The sequence below is a fragment of the Novosphingobium sp. JCM 18896 genome (assembly GCF_025938095.1).
Lineage (GTDB): Bacteria > Pseudomonadota > Alphaproteobacteria > Sphingomonadales > Sphingomonadaceae > Novosphingobium.
Genome location: NZ_JAPCZF010000001.1, coordinates 605,262 through 626,086, shown reverse-complemented (window position 1 = coordinate 626,086; position 20,825 = coordinate 605,262). Strand labels below are relative to the sequence as shown.

General features: G+C 68.0%; 24 protein-coding genes, 1 tRNA gene and 1 other RNA gene. 10 read left to right on the top strand and 16 right to left on the bottom strand.

Annotation, left to right across the window (positions count from 1 at the left end):
• Window positions 1-15: 15 nt before the first annotated feature.
• The 3 genes from OLX23_RS03070 to ffs all read right to left on the bottom strand — a co-directional run bounded on the left by OLX23_RS03070 (window position 16) and on the right by ffs (window position 2,332).
• Window positions 16-351: a YbaB/EbfC family nucleoid-associated protein gene (locus OLX23_RS03070; protein WP_264442955.1), complete on the bottom strand. Its 336-nt coding sequence runs from the start codon at window positions 349-351 to the stop codon at window positions 16-18.
• Window positions 348-2,189, bottom strand: coding sequence for a DNA polymerase III subunit gamma/tau (locus tag OLX23_RS03065; RefSeq protein WP_264442954.1), 1,842 nt, complete (start codon window positions 2,187-2,189; stop codon window positions 348-350). Before OLX23_RS03065 ends, OLX23_RS03070 begins: the two co-directional genes overlap by 4 nt.
• 45 nt (window positions 2,190-2,234) lie before the next feature.
• Window positions 2,235-2,332: signal recognition particle sRNA small type (gene ffs / locus OLX23_RS03060), an RNA gene on the bottom strand.
• A 105-nt stretch (window positions 2,333-2,437) separates the two neighbouring features.
• On the opposite strand from ffs, the gene OLX23_RS03055 reads away from it, so the two are divergent.
• Entirely contained in the window at window positions 2,438-2,911 is a 474-nt protein-coding gene (locus OLX23_RS03055; RefSeq protein ID WP_264442952.1) for a hypothetical protein, read from the top strand.
• Between the two features lie 51 nt (window positions 2,912-2,962).
• Here OLX23_RS03055 and OLX23_RS03050 read toward each other — a convergent pair whose 3' ends face one another.
• Both OLX23_RS03050 and hrpB read right to left on the bottom strand, forming a co-directional pair.
• Window positions 2,963-3,241 (bottom strand): ETC complex I subunit, encoded by a 279-nt coding sequence (locus OLX23_RS03050; RefSeq protein ID WP_264442949.1) that lies wholly within the window; start codon window positions 3,239-3,241, stop codon window positions 2,963-2,965.
• Between the two features lie 31 nt (window positions 3,242-3,272).
• A complete protein-coding gene (gene hrpB / locus OLX23_RS03045; protein ID WP_264442947.1) occupies window positions 3,273-5,711 on the bottom strand; it encodes an ATP-dependent helicase HrpB in 2,439 nt (812 codons plus the stop codon).
• A gap of 66 nt (window positions 5,712-5,777) precedes the next feature.
• Here hrpB and OLX23_RS03040 point away from each other — a divergent pair, with 66 nt between their 5' ends.
• The gene (locus OLX23_RS03040) at window positions 5,778-5,981 is read left to right on the top strand and encodes a hypothetical protein (protein ID WP_264442945.1); all 204 of its coding nucleotides are present in this window, start codon (window positions 5,778-5,780) and stop codon (window positions 5,979-5,981) included.
• Between the two features lie 15 nt (window positions 5,982-5,996).
• Here OLX23_RS03040 and OLX23_RS03035 read toward each other — a convergent pair whose 3' ends face one another.
• A complete protein-coding gene (locus OLX23_RS03035; protein WP_264442943.1) occupies window positions 5,997-7,013 on the bottom strand; it encodes a polyprenyl synthetase family protein in 1,017 nt (338 codons plus the stop codon).
• A gap of 77 nt (window positions 7,014-7,090) precedes the next feature.
• Here OLX23_RS03035 and OLX23_RS03030 point away from each other — a divergent pair, with 77 nt between their 5' ends.
• On the top strand, window positions 7,091-7,390 hold the full coding sequence (locus OLX23_RS03030) for a chorismate mutase (protein ID WP_264442941.1): 300 nt from the start codon (window positions 7,091-7,093) through the stop codon (window positions 7,388-7,390).
• Window positions 7,391-7,399: 9 nt separating this feature from the next.
• Here the strand turns inward: OLX23_RS03030 and OLX23_RS03025 are convergent, their stop codons facing one another.
• The 4 genes from OLX23_RS03025 to OLX23_RS03010 all read right to left on the bottom strand — a co-directional run bounded on the left by OLX23_RS03025 (window position 7,400) and on the right by OLX23_RS03010 (window position 10,154).
• Window positions 7,400-7,567: a DUF1328 domain-containing protein gene (locus OLX23_RS03025; protein WP_264442940.1), complete on the bottom strand. Its 168-nt coding sequence runs from the start codon at window positions 7,565-7,567 to the stop codon at window positions 7,400-7,402.
• A gap of 83 nt (window positions 7,568-7,650) precedes the next feature.
• Window positions 7,651-8,967: a sensor histidine kinase gene (locus OLX23_RS03020; RefSeq protein WP_264443725.1), complete on the bottom strand. Its 1,317-nt coding sequence runs from the start codon at window positions 8,965-8,967 to the stop codon at window positions 7,651-7,653.
• 136 nt (window positions 8,968-9,103) lie between these two features.
• Window positions 9,104-9,781: a response regulator transcription factor gene (locus OLX23_RS03015; protein ID WP_264442938.1), complete on the bottom strand. Its 678-nt coding sequence runs from the start codon at window positions 9,779-9,781 to the stop codon at window positions 9,104-9,106.
• Window positions 9,782-9,860: 79 nt separating this feature from the next.
• Entirely contained in the window at window positions 9,861-10,154 is a 294-nt protein-coding gene (locus OLX23_RS03010; RefSeq protein WP_264442936.1) for a PepSY domain-containing protein, read from the bottom strand.
• Between the two features lie 132 nt (window positions 10,155-10,286).
• Here OLX23_RS03010 and OLX23_RS03005 point away from each other — a divergent pair, with 132 nt between their 5' ends.
• The gene (locus OLX23_RS03005) at window positions 10,287-12,074 is read left to right on the top strand and encodes an ABC-F family ATP-binding cassette domain-containing protein (protein ID WP_264442935.1); all 1,788 of its coding nucleotides are present in this window, start codon (window positions 10,287-10,289) and stop codon (window positions 12,072-12,074) included.
• Window positions 12,075-12,139: 65 nt separating this feature from the next.
• Here the strand turns inward: OLX23_RS03005 and OLX23_RS03000 are convergent, their stop codons facing one another.
• Window positions 12,140-12,607, bottom strand: a complete 468-nt coding sequence (locus OLX23_RS03000) for a DUF6456 domain-containing protein (protein WP_264442933.1) — start codon at window positions 12,605-12,607, stop codon at window positions 12,140-12,142.
• Window positions 12,608-12,695: 88 nt separating this feature from the next.
• Between OLX23_RS03000 and OLX23_RS02995 the strand changes: the two genes are divergently transcribed.
• Window positions 12,696-13,271 (top strand): helix-turn-helix domain-containing protein, encoded by a 576-nt coding sequence (locus OLX23_RS02995; RefSeq protein ID WP_264442932.1) that lies wholly within the window; start codon window positions 12,696-12,698, stop codon window positions 13,269-13,271.
• Window positions 13,272-13,279: 8 nt separating this feature from the next.
• Window positions 13,280-14,467: a glycosyltransferase gene (locus tag OLX23_RS02990; protein ID WP_264443724.1), complete on the top strand. Its 1,188-nt coding sequence runs from the start codon at window positions 13,280-13,282 to the stop codon at window positions 14,465-14,467.
• Window positions 14,468-14,656: 189 nt separating this feature from the next.
• Here the strand turns inward: OLX23_RS02990 and OLX23_RS02985 are convergent, their stop codons facing one another.
• Genes OLX23_RS02985 through yajC form a run of 4 tightly spaced genes read right to left on the bottom strand, consistent with a single transcriptional unit; the run spans window position 14,657 to window position 18,454 of the window.
• Window positions 14,657-15,448 (bottom strand): hypothetical protein, encoded by a 792-nt coding sequence (locus tag OLX23_RS02985; RefSeq protein ID WP_264442930.1) that lies wholly within the window; start codon window positions 15,446-15,448, stop codon window positions 14,657-14,659.
• Between the two features lie 37 nt (window positions 15,449-15,485).
• Window positions 15,486-16,463 (bottom strand): protein translocase subunit SecF, encoded by a 978-nt coding sequence (secF, locus tag OLX23_RS02980; protein WP_264442929.1) that lies wholly within the window; start codon window positions 16,461-16,463, stop codon window positions 15,486-15,488.
• Window positions 16,464-16,473: 10 nt separating this feature from the next.
• Window positions 16,474-18,081 (bottom strand): protein translocase subunit SecD, encoded by a 1,608-nt coding sequence (gene secD, locus OLX23_RS02975; RefSeq protein WP_264442928.1) that lies wholly within the window; start codon window positions 18,079-18,081, stop codon window positions 16,474-16,476.
• 34 nt (window positions 18,082-18,115) lie between these two features.
• Window positions 18,116-18,454, bottom strand: coding sequence for a preprotein translocase subunit YajC (gene yajC, locus OLX23_RS02970; protein ID WP_264442926.1), 339 nt, complete (start codon window positions 18,452-18,454; stop codon window positions 18,116-18,118).
• A 219-nt stretch (window positions 18,455-18,673) separates the two neighbouring features.
• Here yajC and OLX23_RS02965 point away from each other — a divergent pair.
• The 4 genes from OLX23_RS02965 to aroQ all read left to right on the top strand — a co-directional run bounded on the left by OLX23_RS02965 (window position 18,674) and on the right by aroQ (window position 20,231).
• Window positions 18,674-18,750 (top strand) — tRNA-Pro (locus OLX23_RS02965).
• Between the two features lie 111 nt (window positions 18,751-18,861).
• Window positions 18,862-19,275, top strand: a complete 414-nt coding sequence (locus tag OLX23_RS02960) for a holin family protein (RefSeq protein WP_264442924.1) — start codon at window positions 18,862-18,864, stop codon at window positions 19,273-19,275.
• Between the two features lie 80 nt (window positions 19,276-19,355).
• Window positions 19,356-19,703, top strand: coding sequence for a hypothetical protein (locus OLX23_RS02955; RefSeq protein ID WP_264442922.1), 348 nt, complete (start codon window positions 19,356-19,358; stop codon window positions 19,701-19,703).
• Between the two features lie 90 nt (window positions 19,704-19,793).
• Entirely contained in the window at window positions 19,794-20,231 is a 438-nt protein-coding gene (gene aroQ / locus OLX23_RS02950) for a type II 3-dehydroquinate dehydratase (protein WP_264442919.1), read from the top strand.
• Here aroQ and OLX23_RS02945 read toward each other — a convergent pair.
• Window positions 20,228-20,707: an Lrp/AsnC family transcriptional regulator gene (locus OLX23_RS02945; RefSeq protein ID WP_264442916.1), complete on the bottom strand. Its 480-nt coding sequence runs from the start codon at window positions 20,705-20,707 to the stop codon at window positions 20,228-20,230. The genes aroQ and OLX23_RS02945 overlap by 4 nt on opposite strands.
• Between the last annotated feature and the right edge of the window lie 118 nt (window positions 20,708-20,825).

Sequence of the window (20,825 nt, the reverse complement as noted above, 5' to 3'; positions counted from 1 at the left end):
TCTCCAGCCTCCGCGTCAGAACGGCATCTTGAAGCCCGGCGGCAGGCCGAGGCCCTGCTGCGCCTTGGCCATTTCCTCGTTGGCGACCGAGTCTGCCTTGACGCGCGCGTCGTTGTAGGCGGCGGCGATCAGGTCTTCGAGGATCGGCTTTTCCGACAGGGTCATCAGGCTGTCGTCGATGGAAACGCCGATGACGCGGCCCTTGGCCGAGCAGCGGATCTTGACGAGCCCGCCACCCGAAAGGCCCTCGACCTCGAGCGCGTCGAGCTTGCCCTGGGTCTCGGTCATCTGCTTCTGGATGGTCTCGGCCGCCTGCTGAGCGGCCTGGATCATCTCTTCCATCGATTTCATCGTCTCTGACTCCATTTGCGACCGAACTGAACGTCGTCGCTCTCATTCATTTCCTGCGCGTCGGGGAAAGCCGCGAAGACCGCTTCGACCAAGGGCGAGCGGCGCACGGCCTCCTCATTGGCGGCCTTGGCGGCGTCGCGCTGCTCGATCAAGGTCGGCTGACCCGACGCATCGCAACGCTCGACCTCCCAGGACTGGCCGGTAGCCTTGTCGAGCGCCACGCGCATCTCGCGCGAGAAATCCTCGGTGAAGCCCGAAGGCTGCGACCAGCGCAGCTTGCCCGCGGTCAGTTCGACCACGCGGACCTGCATTTCCATGCGCGTCGACAGCCCGAATTCGACATCCTTGATCTTGTCGACCAGCGCTTCCCACGGCAGCGCCACGGCCGGCGCGGCGGGAGCCCCTGCCGGGCTGCCGTCGACCGACGGCGCCATCACCACGGGCCGCGAGGCCAGGTCCTCAAGCTTGCGCACGAGCTGGCCGGGATCGGGCATGTCGGTCGCGTGCATGACGCGCAGCAGCGCCATTTGCGCGGCGACCAAGGGGTCGGGTGCGGTGCGCACTTCGTCGAAGCCCTTGAGCAGCAGTTGCCACAGGCGATGGAGCTGGCCCGCGCTCATCCCCTTGGCCCAGCCCTCCAGCGCCTCGCGCTCCTCGGCCGAGGCCGCATCGCCGGCATGACCGCCGATCTGCGCGACCGTGACCTTGTGCGTCAGGTCCATGGCGCCGCGGATCAGCGCCAGCGGCTCGACCCCGAGCGAGAACTGCGTCGCGACGAGATCGAGCAACGCGCCGCCGTCGCTCGCCAGCAGGGCAGCGAAGAGCCGGCGCTGGATCGACTTGTCGGCGAGGCCGAGCATGTCGCGGACCTGTTCGGCCGAGACCTTGCCGCTGCCGTCGGCGCCGCCATCGAGATCGGCATGGGCGATCGCCTGGTCGAGGATCGAAAGGCCATCACGCACCGAGCCTTCGGCCGCGGCGGCGATCATCGCCAGTGCCTCGCCGTCGGCGAGCACCGCTTCCTTGACGCAGATCCCGGCGAAGTGCTCGGCGAGCAGCCCCGTGGGAATGCGGCGCAGGTCAAAACGCTGGCAGCGCGACAGCACGGTGACCGGCAGCTTGTCCGCCTCGGTCGTCGCGAAGAGGAACTTCACATGCGCCGGCGGCTCCTCAAGCGTCTTCAGCAGCGCGTTGAACGCGTTGCGGCTGAGCATGTGGACTTCGTCGATGATGTAGATCTTGTAGCGCGCGGAGACCGCGGCATAGCGCACCGCCTCGATGATCTCGCGCACGTCGTCGACGCCGGTGTGGCTCGCGGCGTCCATCTCGATCACGTCGATGTGGCGCCCCTCGGCGATCGCCACGCAGGGCTCGCACTGCCCACAGGGATCGATCGTCGGACCGCCCTGCCCTTCGGGCCCGACGCAATTGAGCGCCTTGGCGATCAGGCGCGCGGTGGAGGTCTTGCCGACCCCGCGCACGCCGGTCATCAGGAAGGCGTGGGCCAGCCGGTCACGCTTGATCGCGTTGGCCAGGGTCTGGACCATCGGCTCCTGGCCGATCAGTTCGGCGAAGGTCTGCGGGCGATATTTGCGCGCGAGCACGCGATAGGGCTGCGCCGCGGGCGCGGCCGGTGCGGCGGCGGGCGCCGAAACAGGCGGCGGCGGAGCGGCGGCGGCAACTGGCGGCACCGGATCGGGCTCGGGCGGAGCCGCGGCGGGCGGCGGCGCAGGCTCGCCGAACAGCGCGGATTGCCCCGCGGCCTCGAGCTCTGCCGCGCTCGGCGCAGTCTCTTCCTCGGGCGTCTCGCCGCCAAACATATCGGGTGAATCGCCCATGTGCCCTACCTAGGCCCCCAGGGGGGAAATGGGAACTGCGCGAGAATGAAAAGGAGCCGGGCGACCCGCCGCAACCCGTTGTGGCTGCTTCCTTCCGGACCTGACCAGGTTGGCGAGCGCAAACGCCCGCCCGGACTCCCGGTCGCGCATATGGCCGCGACCGCGGAAAACCGCAAGAGCCACGCCGCCGATTGTTGCAAGAGGCCCCGGATTGCGGCAATGTCCGGCAACATTTCAGGGGGTTAGACATGCGCAAGGCTCTTGGCCAAATTATTGGTATCGTTGCAATTATGGCCGCCGGCACGCCACACGTCGCCTATGCGCAGAACATCGACTTCGGCGATGACAGCGGCAAGTTCGCCAAGGACGGCGAATGCGACGACATGCGCTTCTCGGGCCCCGGTATGACCGACACGACCCTGATCGACAGCGACATCCGCCACGATGCGACCGACTGCCGCAGCGCCTATAACCAGGGCCGGCTGACCTACCAGGGCGGCCGCCGCAGCGGTGGCACGACGCCCGCGGCCTCGACCGACGACGCCGACCGCATCCAGTGGGGCGACGACACCAGCAAGTACGCCAAGGACGGCGAGTGCGACGACAAGCGCTTCCAGGGCGCGGGCATGACCTCGACGCCGCTGCTCGATTCGGACATCAAGCACGACGCGACCGATTGCCGCGCCGCCTTCCGCCAGGGCCGCCTGCAGCTGCGCCAGTAGTTCGCGGAATCGATCCTCCCTGCCCACTGACGGACGGGGAGGATTTGAAACTTACTTGAAGTTGTCGGCGTAGGCCTGGATCTTCAGGCGCTTGGGCGGCGTCGCCGTGACGCGCGCCTCGATGCCGTACTTGTCGGCATAGGCCTGGGCATCGGCCTGTTCGGCGAACTTGAGCACGACCTGCTGCTGCGTATCGCCGCTGCCTGCCCAGCCCATCAGCGGATCGGGGCGCTTGGCCTCGGCCGGCGCGAACTCGAGGATCCACTGTTCGGTGAGCGCCTTGCCGGACTGCATGGCGTTCTTCGGGCGCTGATAGATGCGTGCGGTCATAAGCGCCGATTGTCCCGAATCGCTTTCGGAATCAAGAGCGGCGTGATGCCTCGAAGGCATTCTTGGTCTTGAGGCTGGGATCCTCGGCCCAGGGCTCTTCGGGCCAGCGGTGCTTGGGATAGCGGCCCTTCATGTCGCGCACGACGTCGCGCCACGAACCACGCCAGAAGCCCGGCAGATCGCGCGTCACCTGGATCGGCTTGCCGCCGGGTGAGGTCAGCTTGAGCAGCAGCGGCTGCGAAGGCTGGCCGAAGCCCGGATGGCGATCGAGCCCGAACAGCGCCTGGACGCGCACCTCGACCGAGGGCCCGCCTTCGTCGGCATAGTCGATCGCGTGGGTGGAACCGGCCGGGCTGCGGAACTCGGCCGGGGCCAGCTTCTCCAGCTTCTGGCGATCGTCGTAGGTCATGCGGTTGCGCAAGGCCTCGTGGAGCTTGCCGCCGTCGAGCGCGTCGAGCCGGCGGCCGAGCAGCGGCGCCAGCCAGTCTTCGAGCTCTTCGAGCAGCGCCGCTTCGGACAGAGCCTCGATCCCGGAGTGGCGCGCACGCGTCAGCAAGGCGCGTGATCCGGCGGAGAAGGGCACGAGGTCGAGCCCTTCCGCGCGCACCCGCTCGAGCAGGAAGGCGACGATCGCCTCTTTGTCGGGCGCCGAGTCCGGCCCCCGGCTCACGGTGATCGTCCCGAGCCGCTGTTCGAGCATGGCCTCGACGCGATTGCCGTCGGCCACCCAGCGCAGGGTCGATCGCTTCTCGATCCGATGCCCGAGCCAGCGCAGAACCTCGGCCTCGGTCAGCGCGACCGCGCCGGTGATCCGCGCTCCGCCGGCGGAACCCTGGGCTTCGCCCACGGCCAGCCACTCGGCACGCGCCAGCGACGAGGCGGGATCGAGCCGCAGCCCCCTGCCCCCGGCGGTCAGCCAGTCCTCGCCCTTGGCGTCGCGCCGCTTGGCGAGATTGTCGGGAAAGCCCTCGGCCAGCAGCACGCCGAGCGGTATCCCGTCATCCTCACCGCGATCGCGCACACGCTTGGCCCAGCCCGCCGCCAACTTGCGCGAGGCTTCGGCGCGGCCCGAACGATCGCCGTTCCAGCGATCGAGCCGCAGCGCCAGGTCTTCACTGCGCCCACCGAGCCCGCGCTCCTGGAGCAGCAGGGCGAGGCGCGCCGCCTCCTGCGCGGCACCGTGCTCGGCGGCGAACAGCAGCATATGTGCGAGCGGCGGCTCCATCGGCAGCGCCGCCATGGCCTTGCCGTGATCGGTGATGCGGCCCTCGCCGTCGATCGCCTGCAAGGACAGCAGCTTGCTCCGCGCCGCGCCGACCGAGGCGGCCGGCGGCGGATCGAGCCAGGGCAGCGCCGCGGGATCGCCGGCACCCCACTGCGCCAGCGAAAGCAGCAGCGGCGCGAGGTCGCTGGTCAGCATCTCGGGCGGATCGAAGGCCGGCCGGCCGGCATGGGCGGCCTCTTCCCACAGGCGATAGGCCACGCCGGGGCCCTGGCGCGCCGCACGGCCCGCACGCTGCGCGGCCGCGGCCTGGCTGGCGCGATGGGTGACGAGCCGTGTCACTCCCGCCGCCTTGTCGAACTCGGCGCGGCGCGACAGGCCGGCGTCGACCACGACCGAGACGCCGTCGAGCGTCAGCGAGGTCTCGGCGATAGCGGTCGCCAGCACGATGCGCCGCCGCCCGCCGGGATCGCGCTTGATCGCGGCGCGCTGCGCGGCGGGCTCGCACTGGCCGTGGAGCGGCAGGATCAGTTCGCCGGGGAGCTTCGCTTCGAGCCGTTCGCGCGTGCGCTCGATCTCGCCGACGCCGGGCAAGAAGGCGAGCACGTCCCCCGTCTCCTCGCGCCAGGCGGTCAGCACGGCCGAGGTCATCGCATCCTCGATCCGCAATTCGGGCCGCGCGCCAAGCCAGCGGATCGCCAGCGGGAAAGCCTTGCCGGCGCTTTCGATCACCGGCGCCTGGTCGAGAAGCGAAGCGAAGCGCGTCCCATCGATCGTCGCCGACATGACGACGATCCGCAGGTCGGGACGCAATACCTGCTGGCTCTCGATCGCCAGGGCGAGGCCGAGGTCGCTGTCGAGATGGCGCTCGTGCGCCTCGTCGAACAGCACGGCGGAGACGCCCGCGAGCTCGGGATCGCCGAGAATCGTCGAGACGAAGATCGCCTCGGTCACGACGAGCACACGCGTCGCCGCCGAGCGCTTGGAGTCGAGGCGGGTCAGGTAGCCGACGGTCTGCCCCGGCGCCTCGCCGAGCAGTTCGGCCATGCGCTCGGCCGCCGCGCGTGCGGCGACGCGGCGCGGGCTCAGCAGGATGACCGTGCCCTCGCACCAGGGCTCGGCGAGCAGCGCAGTCGCCACCGAGGTGGTCTTGCCCGCGCCCGGCGGCGCGATCAGCACCGCGCTTTCCTTCTCGCGCAAGGCCGCCAGCAGATCGGGCAGGACGGCGTGGATCGGCAAGTCTTTCATCGCACTGCAACCAAACGTGCCCATCCGGGTTTGGGCATCGAACCTACCAGGCGAGGGAAGACGATCATGGCCAAGGCTCTGGCACAATTCAGCATCAAGCGCACCGGCGAAGACTATCGCATCACGCTAGAGGACGAGGACGGCGGCACCAGCGTGTGGACGGCCGACGAAGACGCGCTCGATTTGATCATCGACGCGATCGAAAGCGTGGACGATGAAGACGAGGAAGAGGTCGATCCCGACGGCGATGAGGATGAAGACGACGACTGACCGTCGCCCGCCCCATCAGTAGCGGCGCGAGACCGCGAATTCGGCGGCTTCGGCCATGGCGGTACGCGCTTCGCCCGCCGGGAAACCGGCGATGGCGTCGATCGCGCGCTGGGCGAAGTGGCGGGCGCGCTCGCGCGTCGCGCTGACCGTGTCGTGGCGGTTGATCAGCTCGACCGCGTGGGCGAGGTCCTCGTCCGAATTGCTGAAGCCGGCGATGGCGTCCTGCCAGAAGCGGCGCTCCTCGGCGTCGCCGCGCGCATAGGCGAGGATCACCGGCAGGGTCATCTTGCCGTCGCGGAAATCGTCGCCTTTGCCCTTGCCGCTCTCCGAGGCTTCGGAATCGTAGTCGATCGCATCGTCGACGAGCTGGAAGGCGATGCCCAGGTTGCGGCCATAGTCCTCAAGCGCACGCTCTTCGGCCTCGCTCTTTTCGGCGACGACCGCGGCGATGCGCGTGGCGGCGGCGAACAGCGCGGCGGTCTTGGCGCCGATGATCGAGAGGTAGCGGTCCTCGCTGGTCTCGATGTGGCGTTGCGCGGTCAGCTGATCGACTTCGCCTTCGGCGATCACCGCCGAGGCGTGGCTCAGGATCTTGAGCACCTTGAGGCTGCCGTCCTCGACCATCAGCTCGAAGGCGCGGCTGAACAGGAAGTCGCCGACCAGCACCGTCGCCGGATTGCCGTAGACGATATTGGCGGTAGCCTTGCCGCGGCGCAGGTCCGAACCGTCGACGACGTCGTCGTGGAGCAGGGTCGCGGTGTGGATGAACTCGACGGCGGCAGCCAGCTTGTGATGGCGCGCGCCCTGATAGCCGCACAGTTCGGCACCCGCGATCGTCAGCATCGGCCGCATGCGCTTGCCGCCGCCGGCGATCAGATGGCCGGCCAGGGTCGGGATCAGCGGGATCTGACTCTGCATCCGGTCGAGGATGACCGAGTTCACGGCGTTCATGCCCGGTGCGGTCAGTGCCAGCATCGGCGCGAGCGAGGGTTCGGACGCGCGCGGGCGCAGCGGGACGATTTCGGCGGACATGGGCTCGCGCCTTGAAGGTGCACGCGCGTTAACGCAAGTCTAGAGTCGCTCGAATGGTCGTGCTAGCGGGTGCGGCGATGACCGAAAACGCTTCTTCCGATCCCGTCCTGGCCGGCTTCCGCGCCTCGATCGACAATATCGACGCCGCGCTGATCCACATCCTGGCCGAGCGCTTCCGCATCACCAAGGCGGTCGGCGCCTACAAGGCCGAGAACAACCTGCCCGCTTCGGACCCGGGCCGCGAGGATCGCCAGATCGCCCGCCTGCGCGCGCTCGCCGAAGCCGCGCAGCTCGACCCCGAGTTCTCGGAGAAGTTCCTGCGCTTCATCATCCAGGAGGTGATCCGGCACCACGAGCAGGCGCAGGCGCGCCCTTAAGGCCTGGCCTCAGGGCACTCTGGGACCGCGACCGGCGACGAAGCCGATCACGAGGATCACGGCCGCAACCAGCAGGAAGACCTTCGCGAGATCGGCCGACAGGCCCGCCACGCCGCCGAAACCGAGCAGCGCCGCGACCAGCGCGACGACGGCAAAAATGATAGCCCAGCGAAACATAAGATCTCTCCCTTGATGGAAACGCTGCAATGCGCACGCGTTTTCAACCTGCGGGCCACCTCATGGTTCCACGATTCGGGGGCTTATCCTTTCGCGCGCGGCAGCCTGAGCTTGACCAGCAGGCCGCCCAGGTCCTCGCTCTCGGCCAGTTCGACGGTACCGCCGTAGATCTCGGCCACGTCGCGCACGATGGCGAGGCCGAGGCCCGTGCCGGGCTTGCCCGTATCGAGCCGGGCGCCGCGATCGAAGATGCGGATGCGCTCCTCCTCGGGGATGCCCATGCCGTCGTCCTCGATCCAGATCTCGCAGGTCTCGCTGTCGGCGGTCGGGCAGACCGTGACGAAGACGCTGCCGCCGCCATACTTGGCTGCGTTCTCGATAAGGTTGCCGAGGATCTCGTCGAGGTCCTGGCGTTCGACCGCGACGTTGACCTCGCGATTGCCGTCGTGATCGAAGCGCGTGCGTTCGTAGAGGCGGGTGACCGCGCGCAGCACCGCCTCGACGCTGGCCCAGACATTGGCGCGCGACTGGCCGACGGCACGACGACCGACGGCGCGCGCGCGCGCGAGGTGGTGATCGACCTGGCGGCGCATCACCGCCGCCTCGCGGATCACCGTGTCCGACAGGTCGGGCGCACGCGCCGTCGCGGCGTTCATCACCACGGTCAGCGGCGTCTTGAGCGCATGCGCGAGGTTGCCCGCGTGGGTGCGCGCCTCCTCGGCTTGGCGCTCGATGTGGACGAGCAGGCCGTTCAGCTCCTCGACCAGTGGCTGGACCTCGAGCGGCAAGGGCTCGGTCACGCGGTTGGCGCCGGTGGTGCGCATCTTCTGGATCGCGCGGCGCACACGCCGCAATGGGCCAAGGCCGTACCACGACTGCAGGCCCGCCATGACGAACAAGCCCAGCCCCAGAATCGCGAAGGAATAGATCAGGATCGAGCGCACGCGGCGGATCTGCGCGTCGAGTTCGCCGCGGCTCGCAGCGACGGTGAACCACCACTTGGTCTCGCTACCCGGCAGGATGATCGAGCGTTCCATGACGCGCAGCTTCTCGCCCTGGAACTCGGCGCTGTCGTAGACGTGCGGCGCGGCATCGAAGTGATCGGTGCGCACGGTCAGGCTGCGATCCCACAGCGAGCGCGAGCTGAAATCGTCGTGCCCGACGCCGCGGATCTGCCAGTAGAGCCCGGAGTTGGGCTCGAGGAAGCGCTGGTCGCCGAGCGGGCGATTGAAGAACACCTCGCCGTCGGGGCCGATCTCGGTCGAGGCGACCATGCCGGTCAGCATGTAGTCGAGCTGCTGGTCGAAATTGCGCGTGATCAGCGAGGTCATCGCGCGATCGAGCGCGAGCCCGCCGACGAGCAGCAGGAAGGTGATCCAGCCCGCCGCGATCAGCATCATGCGCTTCGACAGCGAGCCGGTATGCGGCTTGGGCTTGTCGGCCTCTGAAGTGTCCTCGACCACGACGGCGGGCGCAGCGACCTGCGCGACGCTCGCCTTCACCGGCGGCGGGGCGTTGTCCTCCGCCACGCCGATCTCAACCGCGGTGAGCTTCGGCGGGATCGTCGAGGCTGTAGCCGAGGCCGCGGATCGTGGTGATGACGTCGGCGCCCAGCTTCTTGCGGATGCGCGTCACGAAGACTTCGATCGTGTTCGAATCGCGGTCGAAATCCTGATCGTAGATGTGCTCGATCAGCTCGGTGCGGCTGACGACCTTGCCCTTGTGGTGGAGCAGGTAGGACAGCAGCTTGTATTCCTGCGCGGTCAGCTTGACCGGCTCGCCATCGAGCGTGACGCGGCCCGAACGCGTATCGAGACGCACGCCGCCGGCGATCAGTTCGGACGAGGTGTTGCCCGAGGCGCGGCGGATCAGCGCGCGCAGGCGGGCGATCAGTTCCTCGGTCTGGAACGGCTTGGCCAGGTAGTCGTCGGCGCCGGCATCGAGCCCGGCGACCTTGTCCGACCAGGAATCGCGCGCGGTCAGCACGAGCACGGGGAACTTGCGCCCCTCCTTGCGCCACATGCCGAGCACGGTCAGGCCGTCGATCTCGGGCAGGCCGAGATCGAGGATGACCGCGTCATACTCCTCGGTCGAGCCCATGAAATGGCCGTCCTCGCCATCGACCGAGAGATCGACGGCATAGCCGGTCTGCTCGAGAGTCGACTTGAGCTGCTTGCCCAGCGTGGGTTCATCCTCGACGATCAGGATGCGCATTCGTTGCTGTCCCCTAAGAATTTCCGCAGAAAAATGCGGCGAAAGCCAGATTGCGTCAAGCAATGCACCCAATGGGCCCTTAACGCGACTGGTTGATGATTGTGCCCGAACGGGCATCGACATCGACGAAGACCACGCGGCCCTGGCGAATGAACTTGAGGCGATAGACCAGAGCGGCCGGATCGTATTCGGGGCCGAGGTATTCCATGCCCGGCATCGTCGGCAGAATGCGCTGCTCGATCTCGCGCAGCGAACGCACGGCACCGGCCTTCATGTCGCGACGCACCTGCCCCTGGACGGTCGAAGGCTGGGCCAGCACCGGATAGGGCGGCACGGCGAGCGTAAGCAGGAAGGCGATCGCGACACGGTTCATATTGGCGCTCTGCCTAAGTGTCCGGCGTTGAACAAGGCGTGAATGCGCCATTTTCCGCCCGTCATTCCGGCAGCCGGCCCGGCCCGTCAATACGCTTGTCAACGAAGGGGCCGAACGCCTAGGGCGGCGGCCATGGCGCAAGCACCGATACTTAGCTGGGAAGGCCTTGGCCTGATCCAGGGCTCCGGCTGGCTGTTCAAGGACCTCGACATCAACGTCCACCCGCGCGATCGGCTCGCGCTGATCGGGCGCAACGGTGCGGGCAAGTCGACCCTGCTCCGGCTACTCGCGGGCACGGTCGAGGGGGACAAGGGCACGCGCTCGGTTCAGCCCGGCACGCGCGTGGTCACGCTCGAACAGGACCCGTTCTTCACCGGCTATGCCACCCTGCTCGACTTCGCGCTGGCGGGCCCCGATGCGCCGCCGCAGCACGAGGTCGAAGCCATCGCCGGCCAGCTCGGCATCGATCTGTCGCGCGCCGCCGACAGCGCCTCGGGCGGCGAGCGTCGTCGCGCCGCGCTGTGCCGCGCGCTCGCCTCGGAGCCCGACCTGCTGCTGCTCGACGAGCCGACCAACCACCTCGACCTCGCCGCGATCGACTGGCTCGAGGACTGGCTGAGCCGCTACAACGGCGCCTTCGTCGTCATCAGCCACGACCGTACCTTCCTCACCCGCCTGACCAAGGCGACCTTGTGGCTCGACCGCGGCTCGCTGCGGCGCAAGGAGGTCGGCTTCGGCGGCTACGAGGCCTGGGAAGAACAGGTCCAGGCCGACGAGATCCGCAATGCCGAGCGGCTCGACGCGCGGCTCAAGATCGAACAGCACTGGCTCGAACGCGGTGTCACCGCGCGGCGCAAGCGCAACCAGGGGCGCCTCGCCAAGCTCTGGGAGATGCGCGCCCAGCGCGCCGCCATGCTGGGGCCGCAGGGCGTCGCCAAGATGGAGATCGCCAGCGACGGTTCTAAGACCAAGGCGGTGATCGTCGCCGACAAGGTGACCAAGCGGTTCGGCGACCGCACGATCATCAAGGACTTCTCGCTGCGCATCACGCGCGGCGATCGCATCGGCCTGGTCGGCTCGAACGGTTCGGGCAAGACCACCCTGCTGCGCATGCTGACCGGCGAGCTCGCGCCCAACGAGGGCGCGATCACCCTGGCCAAGACGCTCGACGGCGTGGTCATCGACCAGCAGCGCAGCCTGATGGCCCCCGACAAGCGCGTGCGCGACGTCCTGGCCGAAGGCGGCGACTGGATCGACGTGCGCGGCGTGCGCAAGCACATCCAGGGCTATCTCAAGGACTTCCTGTTCGATCCCGGCCTGGTCGAGGCCAAGGTCGGCACCCTGTCGGGCGGCGAGCGCTCGCGGCTGCTGCTAGCACGCGAATTTGCGCGCAAGTCGAACCTGCTGGTGCTCGACGAGCCGACCAACGATCTCGATCTCGAAACGCTCGACCTGCTGCAGGAAGTGATCTCGGACTACGACGGCACCGTGCTGATCGTCAGCCACGATCGTGACTTCCTCGACCGCACGGTGACGATGACCCTGGGCCTCGACGGCTCGGGCAAGGTCGACGTGGTCGCCGGCGGCTATGCCGACTGGGAGAAGCAGCGCAAGAAGCCCATGGCCGCAAAAGCCGCGGCCAAGCCGGCCGCCGAGACTGCCCCGCCCCCGCCGCCGATGCCGGCGAAGAAGGGCAAGCTCTCGTACAAGGACCAGCGCGACTACGACCTGCTGCCTGGCCGGATCGAGGAACTCGAAGCCGCGATCGCGCGCGACGAGGCGGCGATGGCCGACCCCGATCTCTACACGCGCGATCCCAAGAAGTTCGCCGCGCTCAGCGACACGATCGCCAAGGCCCGCGCCGACAAGGACGCCGCCGAGGAACGCTGGCTCGAACTGGCGGAAATGGTCGAGGGCTGAAGCCGACAAGGTGACAAAGGTGACGAAAGTGACACGGCCCAAGCGGCGATAAGTGTCACCTTACCTCACCCGATCCGATAGAATCCCGCCACCCGGTCGAGCGCCAGCCCGAGCACGAGCTTGCCGCTGCGCGCGGGCCAGGCGAGCGCGCGCTCGGCCTGGGGCAGGCCCTCACCCGCGCAGACCACGCGCCAGAGCACGTCGGCCAGCCCCGGCCCCGCTGCCGCCACGGCCGCGTCGAAACGCGCCTTCGCGGCGATCTGGCGCTCCCCCGGGGTGAGCCCGCGCTCGCCGCCCTGCACGCGCACCGTATCCCAGCGCGAAGTCATGCTCGGCGCGAGTTGCGCGCGCTCCCAATCGGCGCGCAGCCGCTCGCCGGCGTCGAACTGCACGTCGGTCAGGTGACCGCGCGCGTGGAGCCAGGTCAGCGGCGATTCCGCGACATTGACCGTGACGCTGCGCGCGCCGCGCCGTCCCGCGCGACGCATGGGCCCTTCGGCGGTCAGCTCGCGTTCTTCCAGGACCTGGCGCATCGGTGTTCTCCTCGCTTGCCGCCTGGACTTGCCAAATGCGTCAGCCTGTAGGAAAGCGGAAAACCGATTTGGTTAGTACGGACGGGCCATGATCAACCGCATTCGCGATATCCGCCGCCAGAAGAACCTGACCCTAGCCGAAGTCGCCGCGCGCTGCAGCCCGCCGACCACGGCGCAGACGATCGGCCGGCTCGAGACGGGCACGCGCAATCTCTCGCTCGGCTGGATGAACCGCATCGCCGCCGCACTCGAAGTCGATCCCGAATTGCTCGTGCGCGGGGAACAGGCCGAGCAGCCGCGACTTATTGCCCGCATGACCGACTCCGGCGCCGAGGCGCTGACCTCTCCCCGCGATGCGATCCTGCCGACGGCGCTCGACGATTCCGGCGGGCCACTGGTCGCGATGGCGATCGAGGCGAGCGCCGGCGAATACCGCGCGGGCGACCAGGTCTGGCTGCGCCAGCACGAGGCCGAAGACCATGCCCGCCTGCTCAACCGCGACGTGCTCGCCCCGCGCAGCGGCGGCCGCTTCGCCTTCGGCCGGATGATCGACCGCGCCGGAACCCGTATCGCGCTGCTCCCGCCGGGCGCCGGCCAGCGCCAGGTCGTGATCGACAACCCGCCGTGGCTCGCGGTCGCCGAAATGCTGGTGCGGAAACTCTGACCACCGTGCTGCGCGTTCTCTCGCTCTCGACGCTGTTTCCCAATCCGCAGCGCCCGGCATTCGGCAAGTTCGTCGCCAACCAGATGCGCGGCGTCGCGGCGACCGGCGATGTCGACCTGACCATGGTCAGCCCGATCGGCGTGCCGCCCTGGCCGCTGTCGCGCAGCCCACGCTATCGCAAGCTCGAAGAGCTGCCCGCAGAGAGCGACTGCGACGGCATCCGCGTGCTCCACCCGCGCTTCACCCTGATCCCCAAGCTCGGCGGCGACAGCAATCCGGCGCGCATCGCCAAGGCCGTGCTACCGCTGGTGCGCGACCTGCACGCGCGGCAGCCGTTCGACGTGGTCGACGCGCAGTTCTTCTTCCCCGACGGCCCGGCGGCGGCGCTGATCGCGCAGGCGCTGGGCCTGCCGCTGGCGATCAAGGCGCGCGGATCGGACATCCACTATTGGGGGCAGCGCCCCAAGGCGCTCGCGCAGATGCTGCGCGCCGCGCGGCAGGCCGGCCGCATTCTCGCCGTATCGCACGCGCTGCGCCGCGACATGATCGCGCTCGGCATGCCCGAGGACCGCATCGCCGTGCACTACACCGGGCTCGACCGCGAGCGCTTCCATCCGATGGAGCGCAAGGCCGCGCGCGCGCTGATCTCGGCGATCCCCGAACTCGGCATCTGGGCCGAAGGGCCGCTGCTCGTGGTTCCCGGCGCGCTGATCGCGATCAAGGGCCAGCGGCTGGCCGTGGCCGCGCTCGAACACCTGCCCGAAGCGCATCTGGCGCTGGCCGGGGTCGGCGAGGACGAGGCCGCCTTGCGGCTCTTCGCCCAGGGACGCGGCCTGACCGACCGCGTCCAGTTCCTCGGCCAGGTGTCGCACGACCTGCTGCCGCAACTGCTCTCGGCCGCCGACGCGGTCGTGCTGCCGTCGGAGCGCGAGGGCCTGGCCAATGTCTGGATCGAGGCGCTCGCCTGCGGTGCGCCTTTGGTGATCCCCGACGTCGGCGGCGCGCGCGAGGTGGTCGACGGCCCCGCGGCCGGGCGCATCGCCGCGCGCGATCCCACGGCGATCGCCGCCGCAGTCGCCGACCTGCTCAGCGATCCGCCGAGCCAGGAGGACGTCGCGGCGAGCGCCGAACGCTTCAGCTGGGATGCTAATGCCGCCGAACTGATCGGTTTCTGGCGCGAACTGGCCGGGCATTAAGATCCTCCCTGTTTTCGCGAAGCGCAAACGGGGAGGGGGACCGCCGGCGCGAAGCGTCGGTGGTGGAGGGGTTTTCGGCCAGTTCGGAGCGCAGCTGCGGTGAAGGACCGCCGCCCCCTCCACCACCAGCCCAAGCGGGCTGGCGGTCCCCCTCCCCATTTAGCTGCGCGAAATGGGGAGGATCTGGACCTAGCGCGGCGTGATGTATTCGGGTGTCATCGCCCGCTCGCGCCAGTAGCCGGTCTCGCTGATCGTCGCGCCGCTGGCGAAGCGGATGTCGCCCGGCGTTCCCGCGCGGAAGTTGACGAAGCTGAGCCCCTTCCGCCCGGTGGTAAAACTGTAGAGCGTGTCGGCAGCGATCGCCACGGCCGTGCCCGGGCCATAGAGCCTGGCGCCGAGCCGGATCTCGCCATCGGTGACGAAGATGATCTCGTCCTCCGAATGCGAATGGACGCCGCGCTTCTCCTCCTCGGGGGTCATCGGCGTGTCGCGGCCGGGAAAGTGGTTCTCATGCAGCCAGACCGCGCTGGTCGGACACGACGAGTCGGCGTGCATCCCGCCGCCGACGCCCGAGCCGCCGCCCATGTCGGCGCGAAACGGCACGCGTTCGCGCGGCAGCAGGTGGACGTTGCCACCGGCGCGCTGGCCGTCCGATGGCTCGGCCGCATGGAAGGTCAGCAGTTCCGCGGGCGCCTCACCGCCCAGCACCGCCAGCGTCTGGCCGTGCTCGACGATCAGGCTCGATCCCGGCGCGAGCGCCCAGCCCCCCGCTTCGAGCGCACCGCGCCAGACATAGGCGACGCAGTCGGTCGCCAGCGGCCCGATCGTCAGCGCCTCGCCGGGCGCGATGCGGTGGAGATGCAGGTGCAGCGGACTCCGGGCGTCGTCGAAATAGGCGAGTGCGCCCGGCAGGCCCGAAAAGCCCGCGGGCGCCTGCCCTGCTTGCGCCTTGTCCGGCGTGACGACGGATACTTTCGGCATCGTTCCTCTCCCAAGGCCGCGCCGATGTGATCCGGCGTCAGCTGCGTTCGCGTGCCAGGCGTTCCTGCCGGTCGATCTCGCTTTCCTGCGGGATGAAGCTGCTGGCATTGACCTTCAGCCAGATCAGGATGGGCGCGGCCATGTAGATCGAGCTGTAGGTGCCGACGAAGATGCCGAAGGTGATCGCCAGGGTGAAGCCGAAAATCACGTCGGGGCCGAGCAGCAGCAGCGCGACCAGGGTGATCAGCACCGACAGCGAGGTCACGATCGTGCGCGACAGCGTCTCGTTGACCGAGAGGTCGAGCAGTTCGGGCATCGGCATGCGCCGGTACTTCTTCATGTTCTCGCGGATACGATCGTAGACGACGATCGTGTCGTTGAGCGAATAGCCGATCAGGGTGAGCAGGGCCGCGACGATGTTGAGGTCGAATTCGAGCTGGGTCAGCGCGAACAGCCCCAGGGTCAGGCTGACGTCGTGGACCAGCGCGAACAGCGCGCCCACGCCGAACTGCCATTCGAAGCGCACCCAGATGTAGATCGAGATCGCCACCATCGCCGCCAGCAAGGCGACCATGCCGCTGCTGAACAGTTCGCCCGAGACCTTGCCCGAGACGGTATCGTTGCCGTCGAGCCGCGCGTCGGGATGCGCGGCCTGGACCGCGGCGACGATCTTGGCCGACATGCGCTCGGCGATCGCCGGGTCCTTTTCCGAACCTTCGGGCAGGCGCATGCGGATCGACAGCTGGTTGGGCTTGCCGAATTCCTGGATCGTCGGTTCGCCGAATCCGAGCTTGTCGATCTCGCCGCGCACCGAAGCGATCGGCGCCGTGGCGGTGCGCTCGAAGGTGAAGCGGATCATCTGGCCGCCGACGAAGTCGACGCCGAGGTTGAGCCCGCGGGTGAAGGTCAGGGTCAGCGATGCCACGATCAGCAGCACCGAGACGACGTAGAACGGCACCCGCCACTTGAGGAAGTGGATGTTGGTGTTGTCGGGAACGAGCTTGAGCAGTTTCATGGCCGTACCCTCACAGCACCAGTTCGGTGGGCCGCGCCTTGCGCAGCCACATCGCGACCCACATGCGGGTCAGGTTGACGGCGGTAAACACCGAAGTGACGATGCCGATCATCAGGACGACCGCAAAGCCGCGGATCGGGCCCGAGCCGAACAGGAACATCAGAATCGCCGCGATGACGTTGGTGATGTTCGCGTCGAAGATCGCGCGGCTGGCTTCCTTGTAGCCCATCTCCACCGCCTGGACGACGCGGCGCCCACGCGCGCGTTCCTCGCGGATGCGCTCGTTGATCAGCACGTTGGCGTCGACCGCGGCGCCGATGGTCAGCACGAAGCCGGCGATGCCCGGCAGGGTCAGGGTGGTGTTGGCGATGGCCATGACGCCGAGGATCATCAGCACGTTGATGACCAGCGCGACGTTGGCATAGACGCCGAAGCGGCCGTAGGTGACGAGGATGAAGGCCATCAGCGCCACGGTGCCGACCAGCATCGCGATCGCGCCCTTCTTGATCGAATCGGCGCCGAGGTCGGGGCCGACCGTGCGCTGCTCGACGACCTTGAGGTCGACCGGCAGCGCGCCCGAGCGCAGCGCGATCGCCAGCTGGTTGGCCGATTCGATCGTGAAGCTGCCCGAGATCTGGGCGCTGCCGCCGAGAATCGGTTCGTTGATGTTGGGCGCCGACAGGACCTTGCCGTCGAGGATGATGGCGAAGGGCTTGTTGACGTTCTCGGTGGTCAGCTTGGCGAACTTGGCGCCGCCCTGCTGGTCGAAGGTGATCGAGACGACCGCGGCATTGGTCCGCTGGTCGTTCGACTGGACCGCGTTGGTCAGCTGATCGCCCTTGATGCCGCCGAGACGCTTGACCGCGATGGCCGGCTGGCCGCGGCAGGCACCGGCATCGACGCAAGCGACGATCTCGCTGCCCGGAGGGGCGATGCCCTGGACGACGTCGCTGGGTGCGGCGGTCTCGTCGACGAGCTTGAACTCGAGCTTGGCGGTCTTGCCGAGCAGTTCGATCAGCGCGCGCGGATCCTTGAGGCCCGGCACCTGCACGTCGATGCGGCTCGAACCGAGACGGCGGATGTCGGGCTCGCGCGTGCCGAGCGCGTCGATGCGCTTGCGCACGACCTCGATCGCGGTCTCCATCGCATGATCGATCGCCTGGTTGATGCCGGCATCGGTCGGGGTGAGGATGAAGCGATTGCCGTCCTCGACCTTGATGTCCCAGTCGCGCTGGCCGGTCAGGCCCGCGCCCGTGGTCAGCGGCAGGATCTGCTCGCGCGTGGCGTCGACCTGGACCGGGTTCTCGACCACGAAGCTCAGGTTGCCGTCACGGCTCGAGATGTCGCCGATGCGGATGCGCGGCTGGGCATCGCGCAGACGCTGGCGCACGCTCTCTTCCATCGCTTCGATGCGCTGGCGCCGCACCTGCGAGGCGTCGGCCTCGAGCAGGAGGCGACTGCCGCCGGCGAGATCGAGGCCGAGGTTGACCTTCGGCTGGGGAATCACGCTCGGCAGGTTCACACCCGCGATCGAGGTCAGCGACGGTATCGCCGCAAAGGCACAGAGCAGGGCCACCAGCCAATAGGTGACACGCTTCCAACGGGGAAAATCGAGCATATTCTAACGCGCTCTCCCGAAAACCCTAATGGGCTCAGTCGTTTGCCGGCGCCGAGCCACCCGGGCCGACGATATCGGTGATGGTCGACTTCAGCGCCTTGACCTTGACGTTCGGCGCCAGCTCGATCTCGGCGTATTGGTCGTCGATCTTGACGACCTTGCCGACGAAGCCGCCACCGGTCAGCACCTGGTCGCCGCGCTTGATGCCGCTGATCTTCTCGCGATGCGCCTTCTGCTGGCGCATCTGCGGACGCCAGATGAAGAACCAGAAGACCACCGCCATGCCGACGAAGGGCATGACCTGGATCCAGGCCGGCGGCTCGCCGGCGGCGGGGGCTGCGGCCTGGAGGATATCGAGGATGGTGCTGCTCATTGCGAGGAAATCTGCCTTGTTTGCGGCATCTGCGCCAAACGGCCGAAACATGCGGCCAGGCGCGTCTTGGCCGGAATTGCGGGCGGTTAGCAGCAAAGCGCAGGTGTGGCAACGCGCGCCGGCCCGCCTTCCCGACGCGATGAAATTTGCGATGAAATTTGGATGGCAACGCGCGCTTGCCATCCCCGTCGACCATGCCTATAGGCGCACCCCTCCGGTCGGGACGTAGCGCAGCCTGGTAGCGCATCACACTGGGGGTGTGGGGGTCGGAGGTTCGAATCCTCTCGTCCCGACCAAAGAGACACACCCCAAAATAGCCAGCCCCAAAAGCCCTGGCGCAAATCCGTTTTCCTACAGAAACCGATTTGGTTATCTGGACTGCTCCTCGTCACGCCAGGAGTGTTCCCATGCCCGTGCTCGACTCGCTGCTCGGCCCGCTCACCTCGATCATCGACAAGGTCATTCCCGACAAGGACGCGCGCGAGCGCGCCAAGCTCGAGCTGCTGCGGCTGCAGGGTTCGCAGGAGATGGAACTGCTCCAGACGCGGCTCTCGGCCATCGTCGCCGAGGCCGGATCGGGCGATCCCTGGACCAGCCGCGCGCGGCCGAGCTTTCTCTACGTCATGTATGCGATGATTCTCTGGGCCGTGCCGATGGGCGTGATCGGCGCGCTGAGCCCGGCCACGGCCAGCGCGATCGCCAGCGGCATGACCGCCTATCTCAACGGCCTGCCCGAACCGCTATATGCGTTGTTCGGCACCGGCTACCTCGGCTATTCGGTGATGCGCCAATGGGGCAAGGTCGCAGGCTCGGACAAGTAGGCCGCGATTAACCAGTGCGAAGGCCTTTGCCGCTATAACCCCGGCCGATGCGGCACGATCGCCGCCTTTCGGAGATATCGATGAGCCGTCCGGCCGGGAACTCGTGGCGCTTCAGGTCTGCCGCGATCGTCATGCTGCTGCCCATGCTGGCGCTTGCCGCCTGCGGCCAGAGCAACGACGAGGCCATGGCCGAGAAGCTCGCCGCCGCCGAAGCCGCTGCCGCCAAGGCCGTCGCCGCGCAGCAAGCCGCCGAGAAAGCGGCGATGATCGCCGCCTCGTCGCGTCCGGCACCTCCGGTGGATAGCTCGCCTTCGTTCGACGGCAACTCCACCGATCTCCCCGAAGCGATCAACGAGCCCGACGTCGCCTCGGTCGAACCGGCGGGCGAGTTCAGCGGCACCGACGTCTCGGGCAGCAGCCCCAGCTGACCTCGATCGCGCCCGCGGCGGCGCGGCACTTGTCAGCCCATCGGGCTCAGCCTAGGCCCTGCACGCGATCAATCATGCAGGGGCCCGATCATGTCTGAGAAACTCGTATACGTGCTCAACGGGCCGAACCTGAACCTGCTCGGCCTGCGCGAGCCGGAGATCTACGGCAGCGAAACGCTCGACGACATCGCCGCCATGCTCGAGGACCGCGCGCAGGAACTGGGCATGGCGATCGACCTGCGCCAGTCGAATCACGAAGGCCACCTGGTCGACTGGCTGCACGAGGCCCAGGCCGAAGGCGCCGTCGCCGTCCTGCTCAACGCCGGCGCCTATACGCATACCAGCGTCGCGATCCACGACGCGATCCGCGGCATCAAGACGCCGGTGATCGAGGTGCACCTGTCGAACCCGCACACGCGCGAGGAATTCCGCCACAAGAGCTTCGTCGGCATGGCCGCGAAGGGCTCGATCGCCGGCTTCGGCCCGAAGAGCTACCTGCTCGGGCTCGAGGCGGCGGCGCTGCTCTAGAAGTCGCCGTCGAGCTCTAGCGGCACGCCGGGTACCTGCTTGGCCGTGCGGATCGTCAGCGAGGTCTTCACGCTGGCGACGTTGGGTGCCGGGGTCAGTTTCGAGGTCAGGAATTCCTGGAAGCTCTGCAGATCGCGGCTGACAATCTTGAGGATGAAGTCGATCTCGCCGTTGAGCATGTGGCACTCGCGCACTTCGGGCAGCTTGCGCATGTGCTCTTCGAACTGCCGCAGCGATTCCTCGGCCTGGCTCTTTAGGCTGACCAGCGCAAAGACGGTGATCGCATAGCCGAGCTTCGAAGCGTCGAGCTCGGCGTGATAGCCCTTGATCACGCCGTCTTCCTCGAGCGCGCGCACGCGGCGCAGGCACGGCGGCGCGGTCAGGCCCACGCGCTGCGCCAGTTCGACGTTGGTCACGCGCCCTTCGTCCTGGAGTTCGGCCAGCAGCCGACGGTCGATATGATCGAGATTTGCCATGCCTGCGCCCCTATCGCCCCACTCTGATAGTCATGACTGGTCGGCCGGTGTTGTGGCACGATTTATAACGGAAACAACCACCCCCACATAATATTATTGTTTGCCGTCGCAATCGTCC